Annotated in this window: 22 protein-coding genes and 1 tRNA gene; 10 read left to right on the top strand and 13 right to left on the bottom strand. The window is 67.5% G+C overall.

Annotated elements, in window-relative coordinates; translation table 11 throughout:
* The first annotated feature begins 158 nt into the window (after positions 1-158).
* The gene (locus MRBLWO13_RS04790; RefSeq protein ID WP_341976664.1) at positions 159-2,468 is read left to right on the top strand and encodes a hypothetical protein; all 2,310 of its coding nucleotides are present in this window, start codon (positions 159-161) and stop codon (positions 2,466-2,468) included.
* 64 nt (positions 2,469-2,532) lie between these two features.
* Here MRBLWO13_RS04790 and MRBLWO13_RS04785 read toward each other — a convergent pair whose 3' ends face one another.
* The gene (locus MRBLWO13_RS04785; protein ID WP_341976663.1) at positions 2,533-3,651 is read right to left on the bottom strand and encodes a Xaa-Pro peptidase family protein; all 1,119 of its coding nucleotides are present in this window, start codon (positions 3,649-3,651) and stop codon (positions 2,533-2,535) included.
* Positions 3,652-3,678: 27 nt separating this feature from the next.
* Positions 3,679-4,128, bottom strand: coding sequence for a DUF1801 domain-containing protein (locus MRBLWO13_RS04780; protein WP_341976662.1), 450 nt, complete (start codon positions 4,126-4,128; stop codon positions 3,679-3,681).
* Positions 4,129-4,271: 143 nt separating this feature from the next.
* Between MRBLWO13_RS04780 and MRBLWO13_RS04775 the strand changes: the two genes are divergently transcribed.
* Positions 4,272-5,867, top strand: coding sequence for an amidohydrolase (locus MRBLWO13_RS04775; RefSeq protein WP_341976661.1), 1,596 nt, complete (start codon positions 4,272-4,274; stop codon positions 5,865-5,867).
* 27 nt (positions 5,868-5,894) lie between these two features.
* Positions 5,895-6,332 (top strand): NUDIX hydrolase, encoded by a 438-nt coding sequence (locus MRBLWO13_RS04770; protein ID WP_341976660.1) that lies wholly within the window; start codon positions 5,895-5,897, stop codon positions 6,330-6,332.
* A 9-nt stretch (positions 6,333-6,341) separates the two neighbouring features.
* Here the strand turns inward: MRBLWO13_RS04770 and MRBLWO13_RS04765 are convergent, their stop codons facing one another.
* Together MRBLWO13_RS04765 and MRBLWO13_RS04760 are read right to left on the bottom strand one after the other, a co-directional pair.
* Positions 6,342-6,803, bottom strand: coding sequence for a YbaK/EbsC family protein (locus tag MRBLWO13_RS04765; protein ID WP_341978278.1), 462 nt, complete (start codon positions 6,801-6,803; stop codon positions 6,342-6,344).
* Positions 6,804-6,865: 62 nt separating this feature from the next.
* The gene (locus MRBLWO13_RS04760) at positions 6,866-7,372 is read right to left on the bottom strand and encodes a DNA helicase (RefSeq protein ID WP_341976659.1); all 507 of its coding nucleotides are present in this window, start codon (positions 7,370-7,372) and stop codon (positions 6,866-6,868) included.
* Between the two features lie 167 nt (positions 7,373-7,539).
* Here MRBLWO13_RS04760 and MRBLWO13_RS04755 point away from each other — a divergent pair, with 167 nt between their 5' ends.
* Together MRBLWO13_RS04755 and MRBLWO13_RS04750 are read left to right on the top strand one after the other, a co-directional pair.
* Positions 7,540-8,097 (top strand): peptidylprolyl isomerase, encoded by a 558-nt coding sequence (locus MRBLWO13_RS04755; protein ID WP_341976658.1) that lies wholly within the window; start codon positions 7,540-7,542, stop codon positions 8,095-8,097.
* Positions 8,098-8,115: 18 nt separating this feature from the next.
* On the top strand, positions 8,116-9,003 hold the full coding sequence (locus MRBLWO13_RS04750; protein ID WP_341976657.1) for a rhomboid family intramembrane serine protease: 888 nt from the start codon (positions 8,116-8,118) through the stop codon (positions 9,001-9,003).
* Between the two features lie 282 nt (positions 9,004-9,285).
* On the opposite strand, the gene MRBLWO13_RS04745 is transcribed toward MRBLWO13_RS04750, so the two are convergent.
* Complete coding sequence (locus MRBLWO13_RS04745; protein WP_341976656.1) at positions 9,286-9,525, bottom strand: cell division protein CrgA; 240 nt, start codon at positions 9,523-9,525, stop codon at positions 9,286-9,288.
* 119 nt (positions 9,526-9,644) lie between these two features.
* On the opposite strand from MRBLWO13_RS04745, the gene MRBLWO13_RS04740 reads away from it, so the two are divergent.
* From MRBLWO13_RS04740 to MRBLWO13_RS04730, 3 genes are read left to right on the top strand one after another with little or no spacing between them, the layout of a single operon-like run.
* Positions 9,645-10,439 carry a class E sortase gene (locus MRBLWO13_RS04740; RefSeq protein ID WP_341976655.1) on the top strand — a complete coding sequence of 265 codons (795 nt, stop codon included), beginning with the start codon at positions 9,645-9,647 and terminating at the stop codon, positions 10,437-10,439.
* 34 nt (positions 10,440-10,473) lie between these two features.
* A complete protein-coding gene (locus MRBLWO13_RS04735) occupies positions 10,474-10,629 on the top strand; it encodes a hypothetical protein (protein WP_341976654.1) in 156 nt (51 codons plus the stop codon).
* Positions 10,626-11,261, top strand: a complete 636-nt coding sequence (locus MRBLWO13_RS04730) for an aminodeoxychorismate/anthranilate synthase component II (protein ID WP_341976653.1) — start codon at positions 10,626-10,628, stop codon at positions 11,259-11,261. Before MRBLWO13_RS04735 ends, MRBLWO13_RS04730 begins: the two co-directional genes overlap by 4 nt.
* 19 nt (positions 11,262-11,280) lie before the next feature.
* On the opposite strand, the gene MRBLWO13_RS04725 is transcribed toward MRBLWO13_RS04730, so the two are convergent.
* From MRBLWO13_RS04725 to MRBLWO13_RS04690, 8 genes are read right to left on the bottom strand one after another with little or no spacing between them, the layout of a single operon-like run.
* On the bottom strand, positions 11,281-11,610 hold the full coding sequence (locus MRBLWO13_RS04725) for a DHCW motif cupin fold protein (protein WP_341976652.1): 330 nt from the start codon (positions 11,608-11,610) through the stop codon (positions 11,281-11,283).
* On the bottom strand, positions 11,607-13,304 hold the full coding sequence (pknB, locus tag MRBLWO13_RS04720; RefSeq protein ID WP_341976651.1) for a Stk1 family PASTA domain-containing Ser/Thr kinase: 1,698 nt from the start codon (positions 13,302-13,304) through the stop codon (positions 11,607-11,609). The genes MRBLWO13_RS04725 and pknB overlap by 4 nt, the downstream gene beginning before the upstream one ends.
* 57 nt (positions 13,305-13,361) lie before the next feature.
* Complete coding sequence (locus MRBLWO13_RS04715; RefSeq protein WP_341976650.1) at positions 13,362-15,086, bottom strand: serine/threonine-protein kinase; 1,725 nt, start codon at positions 15,084-15,086, stop codon at positions 13,362-13,364.
* Positions 15,083-16,540 carry a penicillin-binding transpeptidase domain-containing protein gene (locus MRBLWO13_RS04710; RefSeq protein WP_341976649.1) on the bottom strand — a complete coding sequence of 486 codons (1,458 nt, stop codon included), beginning with the start codon at positions 16,538-16,540 and terminating at the stop codon, positions 15,083-15,085. The genes MRBLWO13_RS04715 and MRBLWO13_RS04710 overlap by 4 nt, the downstream gene beginning before the upstream one ends.
* Positions 16,537-17,922: an FtsW/RodA/SpoVE family cell cycle protein gene (locus tag MRBLWO13_RS04705; protein ID WP_341976648.1), complete on the bottom strand. Its 1,386-nt coding sequence runs from the start codon at positions 17,920-17,922 to the stop codon at positions 16,537-16,539. The genes MRBLWO13_RS04710 and MRBLWO13_RS04705 overlap by 4 nt, the downstream gene beginning before the upstream one ends.
* The gene (locus MRBLWO13_RS04700; protein ID WP_341976647.1) at positions 17,919-19,229 is read right to left on the bottom strand and encodes a protein phosphatase 2C domain-containing protein; all 1,311 of its coding nucleotides are present in this window, start codon (positions 19,227-19,229) and stop codon (positions 17,919-17,921) included. The genes MRBLWO13_RS04705 and MRBLWO13_RS04700 overlap by 4 nt, the downstream gene beginning before the upstream one ends.
* Positions 19,230-19,236: 7 nt before the next feature.
* Positions 19,237-19,770 (bottom strand): FHA domain-containing protein, encoded by a 534-nt coding sequence (locus MRBLWO13_RS04695; RefSeq protein ID WP_341976646.1) that lies wholly within the window; start codon positions 19,768-19,770, stop codon positions 19,237-19,239.
* Positions 19,767-20,483, bottom strand: a complete 717-nt coding sequence (locus MRBLWO13_RS04690) for a DUF3662 and FHA domain-containing protein (protein ID WP_341976645.1) — start codon at positions 20,481-20,483, stop codon at positions 19,767-19,769. The genes MRBLWO13_RS04695 and MRBLWO13_RS04690 overlap by 4 nt, the downstream gene beginning before the upstream one ends.
* A gap of 197 nt (positions 20,484-20,680) precedes the next feature.
* Between MRBLWO13_RS04690 and MRBLWO13_RS04685 the strand changes: the two genes are divergently transcribed.
* A tRNA-Leu gene (locus MRBLWO13_RS04685) sits at positions 20,681-20,763 on the top strand.
* A gap of 175 nt (positions 20,764-20,938) precedes the next feature.
* A complete protein-coding gene (locus MRBLWO13_RS04680; protein WP_341976644.1) occupies positions 20,939-21,442 on the top strand; it encodes a VanZ family protein in 504 nt (167 codons plus the stop codon).
* The last annotated feature ends 20 nt before the right edge of the window (positions 21,443-21,462 follow it).

The raw sequence follows: 21,462 nt of genomic DNA, 5'->3' as shown, positions 1-21,462 counted from the left end.
CTTCTCGAACACATGAAGGATATCGGGATGACGCTGGTCAGGACCAGTTTTTCGAGTCATTCGAAGAACTCCCGTATTTCTACGGATGCGGCACGCATCGAGGCCTTCATAGCCTGAGCCTGATTGTGTTCGCCCCCCTTCTCGTCAGGAACAGCTCGATGACATCGCATCCACGCTCCCGCGCCTCCCGTCTTCTCGGTGCGCTGACCAGCGTCGCCCTCGCCGTCGGTTTCAGTGCCGTCGCGATTGCGGCTCCCGCCCACGCCGCTACGGAGGACGGCGTCTACGTCGGTGAGAACAGCCACGGCTACGACTTCTCGATCACCGTCGAGGGCGGGATGGTCACCGACGTCGCCACGACCGCATGGATCGCGTGCGGCGTTCCTCCGATCCAGACCCCTCTCGCCTTCAACGCGATTCCGGACACCGCCATCGCGGCTGACGGCTCGTTCTCGGCGAACTGGACGTACCAGATCGATGCGGACTACAGCGCGGAGTACTGGCTGGGCGGCGTCTTCCACGCGGACGGCACCGTCACGAGCGCGGGCTCGAACGCGGCAGACATGATCGGTACCGGCCTGTTCTGCAGCGGCCAGCAGTTCACGTACGAAGCGGCGATCGATGCCGCAGCGCCGACCATCTCGGTGTCGCCGAACCCGGCGACGCTCTCCCAGATCACCGATCCTGCGGGCGCTGTGCGCATCACCGGTGCGGGCTTCGCGCCAGGGAGCACGGTCAACCTCGTCATCGACGGCCAGCAGGCCGCTGCGCGCACCGCCGACGCCGAGGGCGACGTCGAGGTGCTCCTCTCCTGGCCGAACGCGACGGTCGGCGATCACTCGATGCGGTTGGTCAGCGGCATCCGCTCGGCCGAAACGACCCTGACCATCATCGAAGACCCGACCTACAATCCCACCGCGGCGGTCGATCCTGCCACCGCGACGGTCTCCCGGCTCGGCGGGGCGGGCGTGACCGTCACCGGCGCCGGATTCCCCGCCTCGGTTCCCGTCGACATCGCCTTCGATGGATCGGTCGTCTCGACCGTGACGAGCGGCACCGACGGATCGCTCAGTTACACCCTGGTTCACGCCGGCGCGGCCGTCGGGGCCCACAGCGTCACGCTCACGAACGGTCAGTGGGCGGCATCCGCGACGCTGACCGTCGAAGCGGACCCGGTCGTCTACGACCCGACGGCGGCGGTCACGCCGGACAAGCTCACGGTTTCCGCGATGGCCGCGGGCGGCGTGCAGATCTCCGGCGCCGAGTTCCCGCCCAATGCGCCGGTTTCGATCCAGGTTGCCGGTGAGACCGTTGCGACGGTGGACTCCTCCGGTACCGGCGACGTGTCGTACACGTACGTGAAGGCGGGGGCCGCGGTTGCGCAGTATCCGGTCGTCCTGACCAGTGGTCAGTGGAGCGCGAGCAGCTCGTTCGAGGTGACCGCCGACCCGATGGTGTACGACCCGACGGTGGTCGTGCTCCCCGAGACGCTCACGCAGTCGGCGCTCGCTGACACCGGTGTGCAGGTCGAGGGATCGGGGTTCCCGGAGAACGCCGAGATCGAGGTGCTGTTCGACGGCACCGTCGTCTCGACGGCGACGAGCAGCGCCGCCGGATCGGTCGCAACGACGATCACCCGCGACGGTGTCGGTGTCGGAACGTCGACGGTGCTGCTGCGCAGTGGACAGTGGGAGGCATCTGACACGGTCGTGGTGACCGCAGACCCGGTCGATCCGGCAGAGGTGACCCTCTCGCCGACCACGATCGCCACCGGTGCTCTCGAGACCGACGGTGTCGACGTCACGGCCGAAGGGCTCCCCGCGGACGCTCCGGTGCGCGTGCTGTTCGACGGAGTCGAGGTGGCCGCGTTCACGGCCTCCGCCACCGGTACGGGGTCAGCCTCGTTCACGATCGCCGACGCTGTTCCGGGCGCGCACACCGTGCGGCTCGTGCAGGGCCCTGGGTTTGCCCCCGGCGACGTCCTCGGTGAGGCGGTTCTGACCGTCACCGAAGACCCGCTCCCCGGTGACCCGCAGCTGGTGCTGAGCCTGTCCTCGATCGCGCCGGACGCCCTCGCGACGACCGGTGTGCTGCTCACCGGAACCGGGTTCACGCCCGGTCAGGATGTGTCCGTGTTCTTCGACGGACAAGAGGTCGGCGTCGTCACCGCGAACGCGGCGGGCCACGTGTCGTACACGCTGAGGGTTGCGAACGCTGCACCGGGCGCCCACCCGGTCGCTCTCGTGCAAGGCGACCGCAGCAGCGAAGTGACTCTCACTGTGAAGGCGGCCGCGGAGCCCGGCAACCCCGGCACCCCCGGTAACCCGACGCAGCCAGGAGACTCTGACGGCGGTGGGCTTGCCACGACCGGAGCGGATGCGGGGCTCTGGGCGGGCGTCGCGGGTGTCGCGCTCGCACTGATGGCCGCCGGCGGACTCATTCTGATCCGCCGCCGCGGCGTCGCCTGACCCTCCCCGCACGGCGACGTACGAACTGCTCTCACTCCGATGAAGTGAGAGCAGTTCGTGCGTGTCAGGGAACGGGGATCAGCCCATGCTCGACGACGTTCAGTCGCTCGCTGCCGCCGGCGGTCACGACGACGATGTCCTCGATGCGCGCACCCCACTCGCCTGCGAAGTAGATTCCGGGCTCGATGCTGAACGCCATCCCCTCCCGCAGCACCAGGTCGTTGCCCGGAGCGATGTACGGCTCTTCGTGCACCGAGACGCCGATCCCATGACCGGTGCGGTGCACGAAGGCGTCGCCGAGACCGGCGTCGGAGAGCACCTGTCGTGCGGCAGCATCCACCTCCGAAGCCGTCGCTCCGGGTCGGGCTGCGTCTACCGCAGCCTGCTGCGCACGCACGAGCACACCGATGCGATCGGATGCCTCGGGCGTCGGTGTTCCGACCACGTATGTCCGCGTGCTGTCGGAGTTGTAACCGCTGGGAACCGCTCCCCCGATGTCGACCACGACGATGTCGCCGTCCTCGATGATGCGATCCGACACTTCGTGGTGCGGGTCGGCTCCGTTCGGTCCTGATCCGACGATGACGAACTCGACCGTGCGGTGCCCCTCGGCGACGATGGCCTCGGCGATGTCTGCAGCCACTTCGCGTTCGGTCCGGCCGGCGCGCAGCCATTCCGGTACTCGGCGATGCACGGCGTCGATGGCGGCGCCGGCCCGGCGCAGTTCGGCGATCTCGGCGGCATCCTTGATCATCCGCCCCTCGCGCAGCACCGGCGTGGCGAGTTCCAGGCGCACCCCGAGGCGTTCCCCGATCGGGATCACGTGCAGGGCCGGGAGCGCGTCCGAGATGCCCACGCGCGATGCCGATCCCAGAGCCGCGGCGACCAGGTCGTACGGATTCTCACCATCGACCCAGTCGGCGATGGTGAGCCCGAGTTCACCGATCGCGGTGTCGCGCACCTTGGCGAGCTCCATACGCGGAACCACCACGGTGGCCGGTCGACCGGGGCGGACGATAAGCGCCGTCAGACGCTCGATCGTGTCGCCTTCGACGCCGGCCAGATACTGCAGATCGGGTCCTGGGCCGATGATGATCCCATCGAAGCCCGCCGCGGCGGCGAGGTCAGCGGCACGATCGAGACGGGCGGCGTACACGGAGGTTGCGAAGGGAAGGGTGCTCACCCGCCCCACGCTACTCCGCACAGTGCATCAGCTCACGGCGAGACGGATGCGCTCCGCGAAGAACTCCAGGTCTGCGTCGGTGAGATCGGTGACGGCGTAAGCGGTGGGCCAGACGGTGCCGTCGTCGAGGTTCGAGATCGGTTCGAAGCCGAAGGTGCCGTAGCGCACCTTGAACTTGCTCGCCGGCTGGAAGAAGCACAGGACCTTGCCGTCCTTGCCCCACGCGGGCATGCCGTAGTACGTGCGCGGGACGAGCTCCGGGGCGACCTTCGAGACCAGATCGTGCAGCTTCAACGCGAGCTTCTGGTCCGCGGTGTCCGGCAGTTTGGCGATCGCCTCCTTGAGATCCGCTTCACCCTCCGCCCGCTGTTCCTCCGGAGACTTCTTCGCCCGTGAGCGCCGTGCCTTGGATTCCTTGGCGGCGGCCTGCATGGCTTCACGCTCTTCGTCGGTGAAGTTCTTCGTTTCCTCGGTCATCAGCGGATCCTCTCGTTCGGTGACGCCTGATGGATCCGAGGCTACGCGCGTGTGCTCATCGATGCTTCTCGATTTCTGATCGCTTCGGGCACCGGCCGGTGCCGTCCTGGCGCGCCGGGCGGAGCATCCGAGAGACTGTCGCCATGACGACAGTCTTCACCGGCCGCATCCGTCCCCTCTCACCCGTGACCGATGCCGAGGCGGAGGCGATGGCTGTCGAGGTCGGAAGAGTGGTGGCCATCGGCACCGCCGAGGAGATGACCGCTCGATTCCCGGATGCCGAGATCGTCGCGCTCGACGGCTGGATCATGCCAGGACTCATCGAACCGCACGGCCACCCGGCGTACTCGTCGATTCTGCTCTCTGATCTCGTCGTCGACATCCGCCCCGTCACGATCCCCGATGCAGACGGCGTGCTCGCCGCTCTCAGGGCGGCGGTGGCGGATGCCGGCAGCGAGGCGGTGTTCGCGAACGGGTGGGATGCCCTGCTGCAGCGGGGTCTCCCAGAACCCGATGTTCGCTTCCTCGATGAACTCGCAGGATCCGTGCCTCTTGTCATCATCCACAACTCCGGCCACTCCGCCTACTTCAACAGCGCGGCCGCCCGCGCTGCCGGTGTGGACGGTCGTACTCCGGACCCCGCCGGCGCCTCATTCGGGCGCGACTCCGACGACCACCTCACTGGCGTCGCATTGGAGGAAGCAGCCGTCGAGAAGGTCGTCGCGCCGATGCTCGCGAGTGCGCAGCAGCATCTCCCCCGCCTGCTCAGCGCACATCTGCGAGATCTGGCTGCGCGCGGGATCACGACCGTGTCCGACCTCTCCTGGAATCCCGATCTCAACCCCCTCATCGAGGCCCTGCGCGCGAACCGTGCACTCCCGGTGCGGCTGCGCTGGTACGAGATGTCGCATCCTGGCGGGACAGCAGCCCCGCGGGGCCAGGGCGACTCCGTGATCCGTCAGGTCGGAGTGAAGACGTGGTCCGACGGTTCGCCCTGGATCGGGAACATCGCCACCTCTTTCCCCTACCTCGACACCGAGGCCACCCGTGACCTGGGGCTCGAGCCGCACCATGTCGGTCGCGCGAACTACACAGCCGACCAGTTGCTCGCGATCGCGGAGCCGTACGCGGCCGGCGCCTGGCAATTGGCCTGCCATGCACACGGCGACCGTGCCATCGAAGCGACCCTCGACGTGTACGAGCAGATCATCACCCGGCACGGACTCAGCGATCACCGCTTCCGCCTCGAGCATTGCGGGGCGATGACCGCCGCGCAGTTCCGGCGCGCGGCGTCCCTCGGCGTCACCGTCAGCCTCTTCGTCGACCACATCACCTACTGGGGAGAGGTGCTCGTCGATGATCTCTTCGGTGCGGAGCGCGGCGGCGCATGGGCCGACGCCGGAGCAGCCTTCGCCGCCGGTCACCGGGCGACCTTCCACAATGACGGCTGGGTCACCCCCAACGAGCCATTCCGCAACATGGCGGTCGCCGAGACCCGTACGACCCGCAACGGCTACCGGATGCCCGGGGGAACCCCGGTGACGCGCGATCAGGCCCTCCGCGCACACACCACGAACGCGGCGTGGCAGCTGTTCAGCGAGCACGAGGTCGGCGCGCTCGCGCCGGGGCTCTTCGCCGACTTCATCGTCATCGACCGCGACCCGGTCGTAGTGCCACCGGAGGATCTCGCGATGACCGTGGTGCGGGCCACCTATCTGGCGGGCAGCCGCGTCGTCTGATTCCATCGGACGGCTATGGTGAGAGCCATGGATATGCGGGTCGCGGCATACGCGGTCGTCACCGATGACGATCACCGGATCCTGCTGGCGCGCTGGATCGAGGGACGCCGCGTCGCGTGGACCATGCCAGGCGGAGGACTGGAACCCGGCGAAGACCCCGAGGAAGCGGTCCGTCGTGAGCTCCGTGAGGAGACCGGTTACAGCGTTCAGGTCGGCGAGCTGCTCGGCATCCACTCCCGCGTCATCCCGGCGACGCAACGGGTGAACCGCCCAGGGCAGCAGCGGGCCGACGCTCCCCTGCACACGCTGCGCATCGTCTATCGGGCGCGGGTCACGGGCGGAAAACTCCGTTTCGAGACCGACGGATCGACGGACATGGCCGACTGGTTCACGCTGCCGGCGGTCGCCGAGCTTCAGCGCGTCAAGCTCGTCGACATCGCTCTGCGGATGGCGAAGATCCTGTAGTCGACCGCGTCAATCGCGTGTGGTCTCAGGCACCGAGATGTCGGCGACCGTCGCGCCGTAGGCGGCGATGAGATCGTCGGCCTCGACGAACAGGCTGTAGCCGTGCGATCCCGCACCCATCGCGATCCGTCGCCCCACGATCGACTCGTCGGCGAAGATCGGCCACTCCGTGCTGCTGCCGATCGGCACGATCGTGCCGCGCTCATAGCCGGTTGCGGCGAGGGCGAGTTCCGGCTCTGGCAGCCGCAGCTTGTTGACGCCGACCACGGCGCGCAGCTTGGGCCACGAGATGGACCGGCCGCCCGGGATCAGCGCGAACAGATACGTGTCGTCGGCGCGCTTGACGACGAGGGTCTTCACGATTCCCGATGGGAGGATGCCGAGAAGCTCAGCCGCCTCCGCAAGGCTGTTCGCCTTCGGGCGTTCGCGGATCTCGATGGCGAGGCCATGCGCGGCGGCAGCATCCTGCACCCGGGCATGACGAACACCGCTGTCAGCAGGAACCGACTCTTCGCCGACCAAGTCGGCTGTGCTCACGCGTCAGGCGCGGACAGCGGGTCGTCCGCCACCCAGAGCTCGTCGTCGGCGCGCAGCGCCTGCCATGCGGCGTAGAGCACGCCGACAGCCGCGGCTGCACCGAGGATGATCGCCACGACGGAGCCGAGGCCAGGCCCCGACTTCTGCTTCTTGCCGAAGGCTCCACGAGGTGCAGGAACTGCGACGCCGTGACGCTTGGCGTTCGCGAAGTCCCATGCCGTGAGGGCACTGCCGACGACGCCGCCGACGATCGGGACGACCTTGTCGTCGACGACGTGACGACCGATCTTCACGCTACGGTCGACGACCGGTGCGACGCGGCGGTTGTAGGTGTCCTGCACGACGGGGAGCACCTGCTCGCGGCCGAGGCCGGCGAGCTGTCGGCTCGCCTCACGGGCGACGTCGGCTGCGTGTCCGACGAGCACCTGCTGCGACTCCCACAGCTCGGTGGCGTCGTGCTGCAGACGTCGCAGTTCCTTCTTGCGCTTGCGGCTGAGGCTCACGATGCTCTCCTGTCCATTGGAGTACGGGTTCCCCATCTTGCCAGACGAGTCTGGAAGTGGGGAGGGAATCACCCGGCCCTTGCCAGATCGGATGCAGCGCGCTACCTTCTGCGCCCCGATCGCCCTGGACCGGGCGAACTCACCGCAAGCTCTGCGAGAATAGGGACATGCCTCATGCTTCCCACGTCGCGACCCTGCACACCAACCACGGTGACATCGTCATCAACCTCTTCGGCGACCAGGCCCCGAAGACCGTGAAGAACTTCGTCGGCCTCGCCGACGGCACCCAGGACTGGACGCACCCCGCCACCGGCAAGCCCGGTGAGGGTCCTCTCTACAAGGACGTCGTCTTCCACCGCATCATCCCGAACTTCATGATCCAGGGCGGCGACCCGCTCGGTCAGGGCGTCGGCGGCCCCGGCTACAACTTCAACGACGAGATCAACGCCGAGCTCAACTTCGACGCGCCCTACATCCTCGCGATGGCGAACGCCGGCCTGCGCCGCAACCCCGCCACCGGCGACCTCGAGGGCACCAACGGCTCGCAGTTCTTCATCACCACCGACCCGACCCCGTGGCTCATGGGCAAGCACACCATCTTCGGCGCCGTCGCCGATGACGCCTCGAAGGCTGTCGTCGACGCGATCGCCGCTGTGCCCACCGCTGCCGGCGACCGCCCGATCGAGCCGGTCGTGCTGCAGTCGGTCGACATCGTCGCGGCCTGACCCGCGCTGCCGATCCGGATGACGAGCTCCGAGTTCACGGGCAATCGTGACAACTTCTGCTACCGGCATCCGGATCGGCAGAGCTTCGTGCTCTGCCAGCGCTGCCTGCGCACCGTCTGCCCCGAGTGCCAGACGCAGGCGCCGGTCGGCGTCATCTGCCCGGAGTGCATGACGGCGGAGCGCAAGAATCGCACCCCCGCCCAGAAGCGCGCACAGCGTCGCTGGGGAGGCGGCGGCACGATCACCGCCGTGCGCAGCGGCAAACCCGTCGTCACCTACGCCCTGCTCGCGGTGACGTCGTTCATCAGCCTGCTGCAGATGATTCCCGGCGTCGGTGACCAGATCACGAGTGCGCTCTTGTTCTACGCGCCCACTCTCTATCCCCAGTACAACGGTGGCATCTTCGAGCCCTGGCGCCTGCTGACCCCACTGCTCGTGCACGGCGGCTTCATCCACCTCGCCTTGAACATGCTGGCGCTGTGGATGCTGGGGCAAACGCTCGAGCCGATGCTCGGCCGCGCGCGTTTCCTCGCGATGTATCTGATCAGTGGCCTGGGGGGCTCGGTCGCCGTGGCTTTGCTGGATTTCGAAACTCCGACGGTCGGCGCATCCGGCGCGATCTTCGGCCTCATGGCGGCGCTGCTGATCATCGGACGCCACGTCGGCGCGAACGTCACCGGCATCCTGGTCGTCCTCGGCATCAACTTCGCCTTCGGATTCTTCAACGGGGGCATCTCCTGGCAGGCCCACCTCGGTGGCGCGATCGTCGGCGCTCTCGTGGCCTTCATCTTGACCAGAACACGCCGACGCGAGCAGCGCACCTGGCAGATCGTCCTGCTCGCTGCGGTCACTGTCGCGCTGCTCGTGATCGTCGCCGTCATCCCACCGCTGATCCTTCTCTCCTGATCAGAGGTTCTTAACAGGGTTGTTAACACCTGTGAATAACAACCGTGTAATTCTCCCCACCCTGTGCACAAGCCTGTGGATAACTATCTAGCGGCGTACCTCCGACGCACGACCACGGGCGCAGGGATGTTCTCGGAGTGAGCATCGGGAGGGGCCCGCGAAGCGGGAGGGTCCCCGCTCTGCGAACGAAGAGAACATCCCGGAGTCCGCCCACAGGACACACGTCAGACAAAGAAAAGGCCCCTCACCGAAGCGAGGAGCCTTTTCAGAAGTAGCCGGGGTTCAGCGCCAGCGCGTCGTCATCAGGAAGCCGATCAGGGCGATGCCGAGGCCGATGCCGAGGTTCCAGTTGCCGATGCCGGGGATCGGCAGCGTCGTACCGGAGATGTAGAAGACGAGGATCCAGGCGAGTCCGAGCAGCATGAAGCCGATCATCACCGGCTTGAACCACACCGCGTTGGGAGCGGCATCGCCCTCGGCGCGCTCGACAACGGGTTCTTCGGAATTGCGGTCTCGTGCCATGCCGACATTCTACCCATGTGTCCGCGTATCCACCGAAGAGCCCTGCAGCCGATTCGAGCGTCACTGCGTCCCTGTGCCCTCTCGGGGTTCCGTTCACCGCCGCGGGATAGGATCGCGCCATGACTGCATCCGCCGTGTCCGGGACACGACGAACGCGTCGCAGTGCGGCCCGCCGCCGTGCGACGTTCACGAGTGTTCTCGGCGAGCTGCTGCTCACGGCCGGCGTGCTGGTGATGCTGTTCGTCGCCTGGCAGATGTGGATCGGCGACATCATCATCGCGGCGCAGAAGAACGACGAAGGCGCGGCCATCTCGCAGCAGCTGGCCGAGGATCCGGCTCCGCCCCCGCCGCCGCTCGTCAGGGCCGAAGACGGCACCACCTTCTACGAGCCGGTGATCCCGGCGGCGCCTGCGGACGCCGAGTGGTTCGGGCAGATGATCATTCCGCGGTTCGGGGCCGACTACAACTTCGGGATCTACGGCGGAACCTCGCGCGCGCGCACCCTCGACGACCTCGGCATCGGCGTCTACAAGGACTCGAAGATGCCCGGCGAGGTCGGGAACTTCTCGATGGCGGGCCACCGCACCACCTGGGGCAAGCCGTTCAATCAGATCGACAAGCTGCAGTTGAACGACGCGATCGTCGTCGAGACGCCCGACGGCTGGTACACCTACCGATTCCGCACGCTGGAGTACGTGCAGCCGAGCGCTGTCGATGTGCTGCTCGACGTTCCGCAGATGCCGGGCGCGCAGACCGGGGAGCGGTACATCACTCTCACCGCCTGTTCACCGCTGTACTCTCTCGCCGAGCGGATCGTCGCCTACGGTGTCTTCGAGAGCTTCCAGCCCCGGGCCGAGGGACCGCCGAAAGCACTGACCGATCCGCCGCCGGCACCGGCCGCGCCGTCGGTGTGAGGGTGAGTATGGACACCGACGAAGGAGACGACTGATGTACGCCGCACTCTGGCGCCTGCTGCCCGGTCCGTGGTGGCTGCGGTTGCTCATCCTGCTCGTCGTGATCGCCGCGGTCCTGTACGGGCTGTTCTTCTACGTCTTCCCCTGGGTGAGTCCGTTCGTCACCCCCGGCGAGGTCGACCTCGAATGACCAGCGTGCTCGTGGTCGACAACCACGACAGCTTCGTGCACACCCTGGTCGGCTACCTGCGCGAGCTGGGTGCTGACGTCGCGATGATCGAAGCGGATGCGGTCGATGCTGACGGTCTCGAGCGGATGCTCCCGCAGTATGACGCCGTCATGCTCTCCCCGGGCCCGGGGACTCCCTCCGACGCCGGAGCCTCGCTCGAGGCAGTGCGCATCGCTGCGCGGATGCGGATGCCGCTGCTCGGCGTGTGCCTCGGCCATCAGGCGATCGGCGAGGCGTTCGGCGCCGCGGTGACGGAGGCGCCCGAGCTGATGCACGGCATGGTGTCGAGGGTCGTCCATGATGGCTCGACGCTGTTCACCGGCATCCCCTCGCGATTCGACGTCGGGCGGTATCACTCCCTCGCCCTGGCGGAATCCGACCTGCCGCCTGAGCTCGTCGTGACCGCGCGAACCGACAGCGGAACCGTCATGGCGATCGCACACACCGACCTCCCGATTCTCGGGGTGCAGTTCCACCCCGAGAGCGTGCTCACCGAAGGCGGCTACCGGCTGCTCGCGAACTGGCTCCAGCTCTGCGGCGATCGGGATGCCGTGCGGCGCTCGGCGTCCCTGCACCCCCTCTCCGCGGAGTGAGTGAGGGCTGACGTCAGGGTCAGTCGACGATGAAGAGCTTCGCACCCGTGGCGGTGGAGGAACGGTGCGCTTCTGCCATGTCGGCGACCTGGTACGAGATCCCCGGCGACAGGGTCAGCTTCCGGCCGTCGTCGAGTTCGGTCTCGAGGGTTCCCTCGAGGCACAGCAGCACGTGTCCCTTGGTGCACCAATGATCAGCGAGGTAGCCGGGGGTGTAGTCGACCATCCGGACACGGATTCCCCCGAACTCCTGAGTGCGCCAGTGCGCCTCTCCGCTGGTTCCCGGGTGGACGGTGGGCTCGATCGACGCCCAGTCGATGGTGCCGAATGGCACGTCAGAGATGTTCATTTGCCTGTGCAGTAGCGCAGCTCGATCGGCGATCCGACGGCCACGTCGCCCGGGGCCACCGACATCGAGGCCACGGTGTTCGGGTTCGTCGCCGCGCAGTCCGCGAGCGGCACGTGCGTCGCGACGAGGCCGAGATCTTCGAGAGCGGTCGTGGCAGAGGTCAGCGTCCAGCCCGTGACGTCATCGAGCGTGACCTTTCCGCTGGCGACGACGAGATTCACTGCGGTACCAGGGGCGACCTCGGAATCTGCCGCCTCGCTCGCCTCGATCACGGTGTCGGCCGCGAGGCTCTTGTCGTTGCGCTGGATCACGGAGCCGATCTCGAGACCGGCGGCGGTGAGCGCCGCCTCGGCGGCCGCCCGGGACAAGCCCTCCAGCGATGGCACGACGGATGTCTTGACTCCCGTCGAGACATACACGGTGATCGAATCGCCCTCGGCCACGGTGACGCCCGGCTCGGGATCCGTGCGGATCACGTTGCCTTCGACGATGTCGGTACTCGACTCGAGCACGAGTTTGGCGGTGAGGTCGAGTTTGCCCAGGTCTTCCTGCGCGCGCTCGGCGGAGACGTTCACGAGATCGGGAACGGTGACCGCCGAACTCGGCACCTCCGGCGGGCGCATGCTGATCGTGAGAACCCAGAAGAGCACGGAGACGAGAAGCACCGCGAGCAGTGCGACCCCGGCCCAGATCCACGCCACTGGCGGTCCGGACTGGGTGCGGGCCATCGTCGTGTCCGTGCTGAGCTGCCGGAGGGAACGTGCCGTCTCCTGCGCATGGCGCGGACTCGGGCCGTACAGTTCGCTGGTCAGCGCGCCGAGCTGTTTGCGGCTCGGCGCGTGTCCCGTGGTAGCGGCGTCGAGAGCGGCACGGAAGTTCGAGGCATCCGGGAAGCGCTGGTACGGGTCTTTCGCGAGTGCTCGCAGCACGATCGGGTCGAGGGCGCCCGGAGACTCGTCGTTGACCTCGGTCGGCGGCACCGGGGTCTCGCTGACGTGCTGGTACGCGACGGCGACCGGCGATTCGCCACGGAACGGTTGCCGTCCGGTGAGCAGTTCGTAGAGCACGACGCCGGTGGAGTACAGGTCGGCGCGGGCGTCGACCGGCTCGCCCTTCGCCTGCTCCGGTGAGAAGTACGCGGCGGTGCCGATGATCTGCGTGGTCTCGGCGACGGTCGACGACGAGTCGGACACCGCACGGGCGATACCGAAGTCCATGACCTTGACCTGGCCCTTGTCGGTCACCATCACGTTGCCCGGCTTGATGTCGCGGTGGATGACCCCGGCGCGATGCGAGTAGTCCAGTGCTTCGAGGATGCCGTCGACGTAGCGCACGGCATCGGCGACCGGTACCGGACCCCCCGCGATGATGTCCTTCAGCAGCGTGCCCTTGACCAGCTCCATCACGATGTACGGGGGGTCCTCGGACCCGGCAGCCCCCGAGGTCGTCGTCGAGTCGCCGGCGTCGTAGACGCGCACGATCGAGGGATGCGACATCCGCGACGCCGCCTGCGCCTCGAGGCGGAACCGGGTGCGGAAGGCCGTGTCACGGGCGAGATCGGGGTCGAGGATCTTGATCGCCACCTCGCGGCCGAGCGTCAGATCCTGACCGCGATAGACCTTCGCCATGCCGCCGTACCCGATGAGCTCGTCGACGCGGTATCGACCCGCGAGAACGCGTTGCTCTATGGACACGGATTGACCCCCTGGTACGACTGGTGAAGCTGTTCTCAGACTACGGCGCGGACTACGTTAATTGCCTGATTCCTCGCCGTCCGGAAGGCCGGGAAGGATCGGCTCCTCCATCTGCGGAGAGTTGTCGGACGGACGACTCTCGCCGCAGAAGGCGCGGTACGTCGCGGTCACGTTCTGGCCGGCGGTGTCCGGGTTGATCGTGATCTGCGCGTTGCGGACACTGGCGGCGAAGCTCTGCGTTGTCGCGGTCCCGTCGAACGTGGCGTTCGTCAGGGTGACCTCGTAGGCGCTGCGCACCGGCAGGCCGGAGGGGCACTCGAAGTTCGTCCAGTTCAGGGTGATCTTCTGGCCTGCCATCGCCGGGCCGCTGAGGGTGGGGGCCGAAGTCGGTCCGCCCACCTGCACGGCGCCGATGTAGAGCGTGAGGGTGATCGGCGTGCCGGTCTTGACCGAGCCGCGAGGGCTCACGGCCTCGACGGTGCCGACGAGATCGTCGGACGGTGCGGGCGTGCCGCCGTCCTGGCAGGTCGGTACGAGTCCGGCGGCCGTCGCCGCCGCCAGGGCCTCATCACAGGTCATCCCGACGAGGTTGAGCCCGTCGACGTTGACCGGAGGCACCTCTGGTGCTTGGGTCTGCGTGGGTTTCGGCGTCGGCGTGGAGCTTGCGGACGTCGGCGGAGGCGTCGTCGGGTCTGCGCCGTCCTTCGCGGGATTCATCAGCATCCAGACTGTTCCGCCGAGCACGACGAGAAGAAGGACGATCAGAGCAATGAGCGGCCACGTCCACGGGCTGCGCTTCTTCTTCTCCTTCTCCGCCTCGGCACCCTCGACGGGGAGGGATGCCGTGGTCGGAAGAAGGCGAGTGGAGTCTGCGCCCGCGACGCCGGTCAACATGCGGGTGGCGTCGTCGTCACCGGCGGCGCCGCCGGCGATGGCGGGAACGGCGATCGCCGCGGAGTTCAGGTCACCGCGACGCAGCGCCTGAGCGGCGCGGGCGACGGTGGCAGACGACGACGGTCGATCGCTGGGCTTCTTCGCGATCATCGCCATTACGAGGTTCTGCACCGGGATCGGCACCGTCGGCGGCAGCGGCGGAGCCTGCTCGTTGATCTGGGCCATCGCGATGGCGACCTGCGACTCGCCGGTGAAGGGGCGTCTGCCGGCCAGGCATTCGTACGCGACGATGCCGAGCGAGTAGGTGTCGGTGGCGGGCGAAGCGGGGTGGCCGGATGCCTGCTCGGGCGACAGGTACTGCACCGTGCCCATCACCTGACCGGTCGCGGTCAGTGGAACCTGGTCGGCGATGCGCGCGATGCCGAAGTCGGTGATCTTCACACGGCCGTCGGGCGTGATCAGCAGGTTGCCCGGCTTGATGTCGCGGTGCACGAGACCGGCGGCGTGCGCCGCCTGCAGTGCGGATGCCGTCTGGGCGACGATGTCGAGCGTCTTGTCGGCGCTCATCGCCCCGTCGCGCTCGAGGATCGTGGAGAGTGCCTCACCGGGCACGAGTTCCATCACCAGGTAGGCGCTACCGTTCTCCTCGCCGTAGTCGAAGACGCTGGCGATGCCCTCGTGGTTGACGAGGGCCGCGTGCCGCGCCTCAGCGCGGAATCGCTCGAGGAACCCGGGGTCCCCCATGTACTCGTCCTTGAGGATCTTGATCGCGACGGTACGTCCGATGACGTGATCCGTCGCCTCCCATACCTCGCCCATGCCGCCGATCGCGATCCGCGATTGCAGCTCGTAGCGACCACCGAACGACACACCTTGCGTCGGCCTCATCTGCCCAGCACCGCCTCTATGACCTTCTTAGCAATCGGAGCGGCGATGGAGTCGCCGGATCCTGATTGTCCCTGTCCGCCGCCGTCTTCGACGACGACCGCTACTGCGACCGCGGGGTCGTCCGCCGGTGCGAAACCGGTGAACCACAACGTGTGCGGCTTGTTGCCGTTCTCGGCCGTTCCGGTCTTCCCGGCTACGTCGATCCCGTCTATTCTTGCACCCTGCGCCGCTCCGGTTGAGACGCCCGCGACCATCGCCGCGGTCACCTCATCGGCCACGTCAGCATCGATCGCGCGGCCGAACTCGGTGTTATCGAAGGCGCGCAGCACCGACAGGTCGTTGCCGATCACGGCATCCACCATGTGCGGGTTCATCACGACGCCGTCATTCGCGATACCGGCCGCGACCATCGCGATCTGCAGCGGAGTCGCAGTGACCTGTCCCTGCCCGAATCCGGTGAGGGCCGTCTGCGCGTCGTCGAGGGCGCCCGGGTAGCTGGAGGGCGTCGAGGAGAGCGGCGTCTCGAAGCTGCGGTTGAACCCGAACTTCTCCGCCATCTCGAGGATCTTCTTGTCGCCGAGCTCGACGGCGAGTTCTGCCATCGGGATGTTGCAGCTCAGCCGGAGGGCCTCGGCGATGGTGACGGTCTCGCCGGCACCGCAGGCGCCGCCCCACGCGTTGGAGACGGTGTCCGACGATCCGGAGGGCAGCTGGTAGCGCGCCGGGTTCGGAAGCGTCGACTCCGGAGTCCAATCGCCGCTCGCGAATGCCGCGGCCGCGACGAGGATCTTGAACGTCGACCCCGGGGGGTTGAGCCCGCCGGCGATCGCGCGGTTGTACAGCGGGTTCGCCGGGTCGTCGTCCAGGGATTCGTAGATCGTGTTCGCGGCTGTCGCGTCGTGCGTGGCCAGCTGGTTCGTGTCGAAGCCGGGGGTCGAGGCCATGGCGAGGATGCGACCCGTCTTGGGTTCGATCGCGATGACCGCGCCCTGCAGCCCTTGCAGCGCCTCATAGGCCGCACGCTGGGCCGCCGTGTTCAACGAAAGTTCGACGCTGAAACCGGTCTGCGGCTGGCCGGAGAGGAGGCGCTCGATCTCGGCGAAGAACGCGTTCGATCCGGTACCGGAGAGATCCGCGTTCATCGCGCGCTCGATACCCGTCGCCGAGCCGAGCGCCGGGTTGTAGTAGCCGGTCACCGGGGCCCACATCGCGGCATCCGTGTACACCCGCTGGAACTGGTACTTGTCGTCGCTGGGCACCGAGGTGGCGATGTTGACGCCGTCGACGATGATCGATCCGCGCTGTATCTCGTAACTGTCGAGCTGCGTGCGGCGGTTGTGGCTGTTCTGTGCGAGGGTCTCGGCGTCGACGACCTGGATCCAGCTCGTTGCTGCGAACAGCGACAGGAACATGAACAGCATCACGATGCTGAGACGGCGGATTTCTTTCGTCATCCGATCACCACCCGGGGCTGAGAACGGACGGCGTCGGAGATCCGCAGCAGGATCGCCACGATGAGCCAGTTCGCGATCAGCGATGACCCGCCGGCGGCGAGGAACGGAGTGGTGAGGCCGGTGAGGGGGATGACGCGCGTCACGCCGCCGACCATGATGAACACCTGCAGCGCGATGGTGAACGATAGGCCGGTCGCGAGCAGCTTGCCGAAGTCATCCTGACCAGCGAGGCCGATCCGCATCCCGCGGCTCACGAACACCATGTACAGCACGAGGATCGCGAACAGGCCGATCAGCCCGAGCTCTTCGCCGAGGCTGGTGATGATGTAGTCGCTGTGGGCGAGGGGCGTTTCCTGGGGCCGTCCCTGGCCCCAGCCGGTGCCGATGAGTCCGCCCTGCGCGAGCCCGAACAGGCCCTGCATCGGCTGGTAGCCGGCTCCGTCCGGGTCGACCTGGGTGGGATCGAACAGGAACAGCCAGTTGATGAAGCGGCCGCGCACATAGGAGAGGATCTGTGTCGCGAGGGCGACGCCGGCGACGACGAGCGTCAGGCCGATGAGCACCCAGCTGGTCTTCCCGGTCGCGATGTAGAGCATCGCGACGAACATGCCGAAGATCAGCGTTCCGGTGCCGAGGTCGCGCTGGAAGACGATGATCCCCAGCGAGATCAGCCACACCACGATCACCGGACCCAGTTCGCGCATGCGCGGCCAGGTGATTCCGAGGAAGCGCGTGCCGACAGAGGTGAGACTCTCCCGGGTGCGCACGAGGTAGCCGGCGAAGAAGATCGCCAGGCAGATCTTCGCCAGCTCGCCGGGCTGGAACGCGAACATGCCGCCGAGCGACACCCAGACGGCAGCATTCGCGTCCGGGATGCGCAGTCCGGGGACGAATGGCAGGAGCAGCAGCACGATGCCGGACAGGCCGAAGATGTAGGTGTAGTTGAAGAGGATGCGGTAATTGCGGAGCAGGATCACCAACACGATGGCGCCGATGAGCGAGATGGCCGTCCACGCGAGCTGCTTCGCGGAGTACGCGTCCCAGCCGGTGAGGTCCTTCGCCAGGTCGATCCGGTAGATCATCGCAATACCGAGCCCGGTGAGCAGAGTCGCGATCGGCAGCACGAACGGGTCGGCGTCGCGGGCCACGAGCCGCAGGACCACGTGCAGCGCGAACGCCAGCACCGCGAGCCCGCCGCCGATGAAGAGGATCATCGGGTCGATCAGGCCGAGAGCACCCAGCTGCACCAGGGTGAGTGCGGCACCGCTGAGGGCGCAGGCGAACAGCAGCAGCCAGAACTCCCGGTTGCGCTGCGTCTGCGGCATCCGAATCCGCTTGAGGGCCTTGATGACGCTGGTGTCGGCCGTGACGTCGACGCTCATGGGGTGCCCGCCGTCGGGCTCGTCGTCGGCATCGGCGTCGGCAGCGGGGTCTCTTCGATGACGTTGGCCTCGGCGCCGGCCCGAAGCCGGTCGACGATCGCCATCGCGTCGGCGAGCGAGCGTGCCGTGATCGTGCTCTCCACCCGGGCGCGCTGATACTCGGGAAGGTCTGCGAGCAGGATGTCGGTGTCGTCGAGCGGCGTGGAGAGCACGATCGGGCCGAGGTTCTGCTGCACGCCCTGGAAGATGACGACGCTGTCGTCATCGGCACCGATGAAGTAGCGGGTCTGCGTCCAGCTGTACGCGGCGAAGGCCGCGACGCCGAGCATCACCAGCACGACGAGGAGTCCGGCGATCCACCCGACGCGACGGCGCCGTGCGCGACGCCGATCTTCCTCGATGAGCTCCTCGAGGTACTCGGCCGCGGGCTCGAAGTGGCTCGGCTCGTTGGCGGCCTGGCGCACCGGATGCAGCCAGTTCGTGCGGGCCGGCCGCGCGGACGGCGCGATGAGGCCGGAGGGGTTCGCCGCCGAGCCGACGATCGTCGGTGTGCCGGACGACAGCGGATGGTGCCCGCCGACGTCGACCAGCACGATCGTGACGTTATCCGGGGCGCCGCCGTCGAGTGCCTGCTTCAGCAGGTTGTCGGCCGTGCGACCCGGTGCCATCCCGAGGCGCATCGCCTTGAGCATGTGGGCCTCGTCGACGACCCCGGAGAGGCCGTCCGAGCAGAGCAGCCAGCGGTCGCCCGGCAGCGTCGGCATGACGAACATGTCGAGCTCGGGGTCGGAGTCCATGTCGCTGAGCACCCGCATCAGCACCGAGCGGCGCGGGTGGTACCTGGCCTCCTCCGGCGTGATGCGTCCCGAGTCGACGAGGCGCTGCACGAAGGTGTGGTCGGCGGTGATCTGCGTCAGCGCGTCGTCGCGGTAGAGGTAGATGCGGGAGTCGCCGATGTGGCCGATGACCGCGTACTCGTCGACCATGATGATCGCGCTGAGGGTGGTGCCAAGCCCGGCGAGTTCCGGACGCTCCCTGGCGGCGCGGATGAGGTCACCGGCGGCGGTCGTCGCGGCGGCCTGCAGGGAGGCCTGGGCATCGTCGGTGGTCGCATAGCCCTGGTCGAGGGGTTCCATGAGGGGTTCCATGCGGTGGATGGCGATGCTCGAGGCGACATCGCCGCCGGCGTGGCCGCCCATGCCGTCGGCGACGACGAACAGGTTCGCGCCGGCGTAACCGGAGTCCTGGTTGTTGGAGCGGATCTTCCCGGTATGGGAGATCGCGGCGCTCGAGCCCTCGAAGACCATGCCGGCGTCAGGCTCGCAGCTCGAAAGTCGTGGCGCCCACCTTGACGGGCGTGCCGAGGGTGAGCGCGACGGGCGAACCGGTGACCCGCTTGCCGGCGAAGAAGGTGCCGTTGGTGGAGTCGAGGTCCTGGATGACCCAGGCGTCGCCGCGCAGCATCAGACGCGCATGATGACTCGAGGTGTAGTCGTCGCGGATGACGAGGGCCGACTCGCTCGAGCGGCCGATCGTCATGGCCTCGGTGCCGAGGGGGAGTTCGAGACCCGCCTTGGGTCCCGAGGTGATCACGAGCCTCTTGGCGGTCGCGATGGTCGCAGGCCCCGTGCTGGGCTTCGCGGATGCCGGTTTCGTCGCGGCGGGCTTCGAGATGGGTGCCGCCGCGGCGGATGGTGCAGCCGCCGCGCCGTCGGCGGGAAGCTTGCGCACGCGCACGCCGAACAGATCGGCCCGCAGCGAATAGACGACGCCGAACACGAAGAACCACAGCAGCACGAGGAAACCCACGCGCAGCAGGAGGAGGACCAGTTCACTCGGAGTACTCACGGCATCACCCCGAACGCGCGGGTCGAGTCATCCATCGGGCGGGAGGGCGCCGCGATCGGGACGATGCGGAAGACGAGGTCGGTGCGGCCGATGGTGATGGTGGTGTCGGTGGGCAGTGCGGCCTCGCGCACCTTCTGACCGTTCACCTTCGTGCCGTTGGTGGATCCGAGGTCGCGCATCATGGCGCGCTCGCCGTCCCAGAGGACTTCGGCGTGCTTGCGGCTGGATCCGGCGTCGGCGATGGTGATCTCCGCGTCGGTGCCGCGGCCGATCACGGTGCGCGCCTTGTTGAGGGAGTGGCGGCGTCCGTCGACGTCGATGACCGCCTGCCAGCTGACCCGGCCCTCGACGGTGCCGGAGGTCACGCGGACGGTGCCGGTCGCGACCTTCTCATCGGGTTCGAGGTTGATCGAGAGGGCGCCGGCGAAGCTGTATCCCTGGGAGGTGGCGTGCTTGCTCAGCAGCGCGTGCAGTTCGTCGGTCAGGGCGCGGCCGAGTCCCCGCATCCGTTCGGCGTCGTCGCTGCTCAGGCGCACCACATAGTTGTTCGGCGCGATGATGCGGTCGCGGCTGACGACCGCTGCCTTGGTGTCGGCCTCACGCCGAAGGGCCGAAGCGATCTCCACTGGCTGGATGCCGCTGCGGAAGGTCTTCGCGAACGCGCTGTTCACAGCGCGCTCGAGACCCTTCTCAAAGCTGTCAAGTAGTCCCACTGGGCTCCTCTGGCATGCCGACCGGTAGGGACATCGTAGCCAGGTGTCCTGGGTGAACGCCTCTCGTGACGGCGTGAACACCGTGAGAACAGCATTCACGGTGCGTCTCGCCGCCGCGTCAGGGGTCCGCGCGCGTTGGGCGAGCGCGGAATCGCGTGATATTGTCGTGAAGTTGAGTTCTTCGGAGCGAGACACTCGCGCGAGTGGCGGAATGGTAGACGCGCTGGCTTCAGGTGCCAGTGTCCTTATGGACGTGGGGGTTCAAGTCCCCCCTCGCGCACAGCGAGAAGAAGAGCCCCTGACCTGGGTTTCCCGGTCAGGGGCTCTTTCTGTGTGCGGGAAGGCCGCCAAGGCGGGCATCGACATATGCGGAACGTATGGAAAAACGCAGACGCCAGGGCAACATGCGTCCCGGTCAGATGGAAGGAATCACCTCAACCAGCCCAGGAGAGACGATGAGCATTCTCACAATCGAAAGAACCGAGCACGAAACCGCCCCGTCCCGGTCGCGCGTGCCGCTCGCGGCCGCGACCATCGCCTACACAGCGCTCGTCGCGACAATCACCCTCGGCCCGCAGGGTGCGGTCGGGTCCTTCCGGGAGATCATCGAGCGCGTCGTCGGCAACGTGCCCTTTCCGGTCCTGCCCATCTCCCCCTTCCTCTCTCTGTCATTGAGCGTCCCGAGTCTCGACTTCGAGGTCGCCGCCAACCTGCTGATGTTCGTGCCCTTCGGGATGCTGGCCGCACTCTGGTTCCGGCACGCCAGCTGGCTCGTGCTCGCCATGATCGGCTTCGCCATGTCGGTCGCTGTCGAGGCGACTCAGCTCTTCCTGCCCGGTCGCGTCACCGACGTGAGCGACCTCATCGCGAACACCGTGGGCATGGCGCTCGGCAGTCTGATCGTCATCGCCGCGCGCAACAGTTACGAGTCGCGCCCCGTTCCCCCGAGCTCTTCCTGAACTGACGCTGCCCGTCGCGC

The sequence above is a fragment of the Microbacterium sp. LWO13-1.2 genome, from assembly GCF_038397725.1.
Taxonomy (GTDB): Bacteria; Actinomycetota; Actinomycetes; order Actinomycetales; family Microbacteriaceae; genus Microbacterium.
The sequence above is the reverse complement of the archived record's forward strand: the minus strand, read 5'-3'. Positions and strand labels throughout refer to the sequence as shown.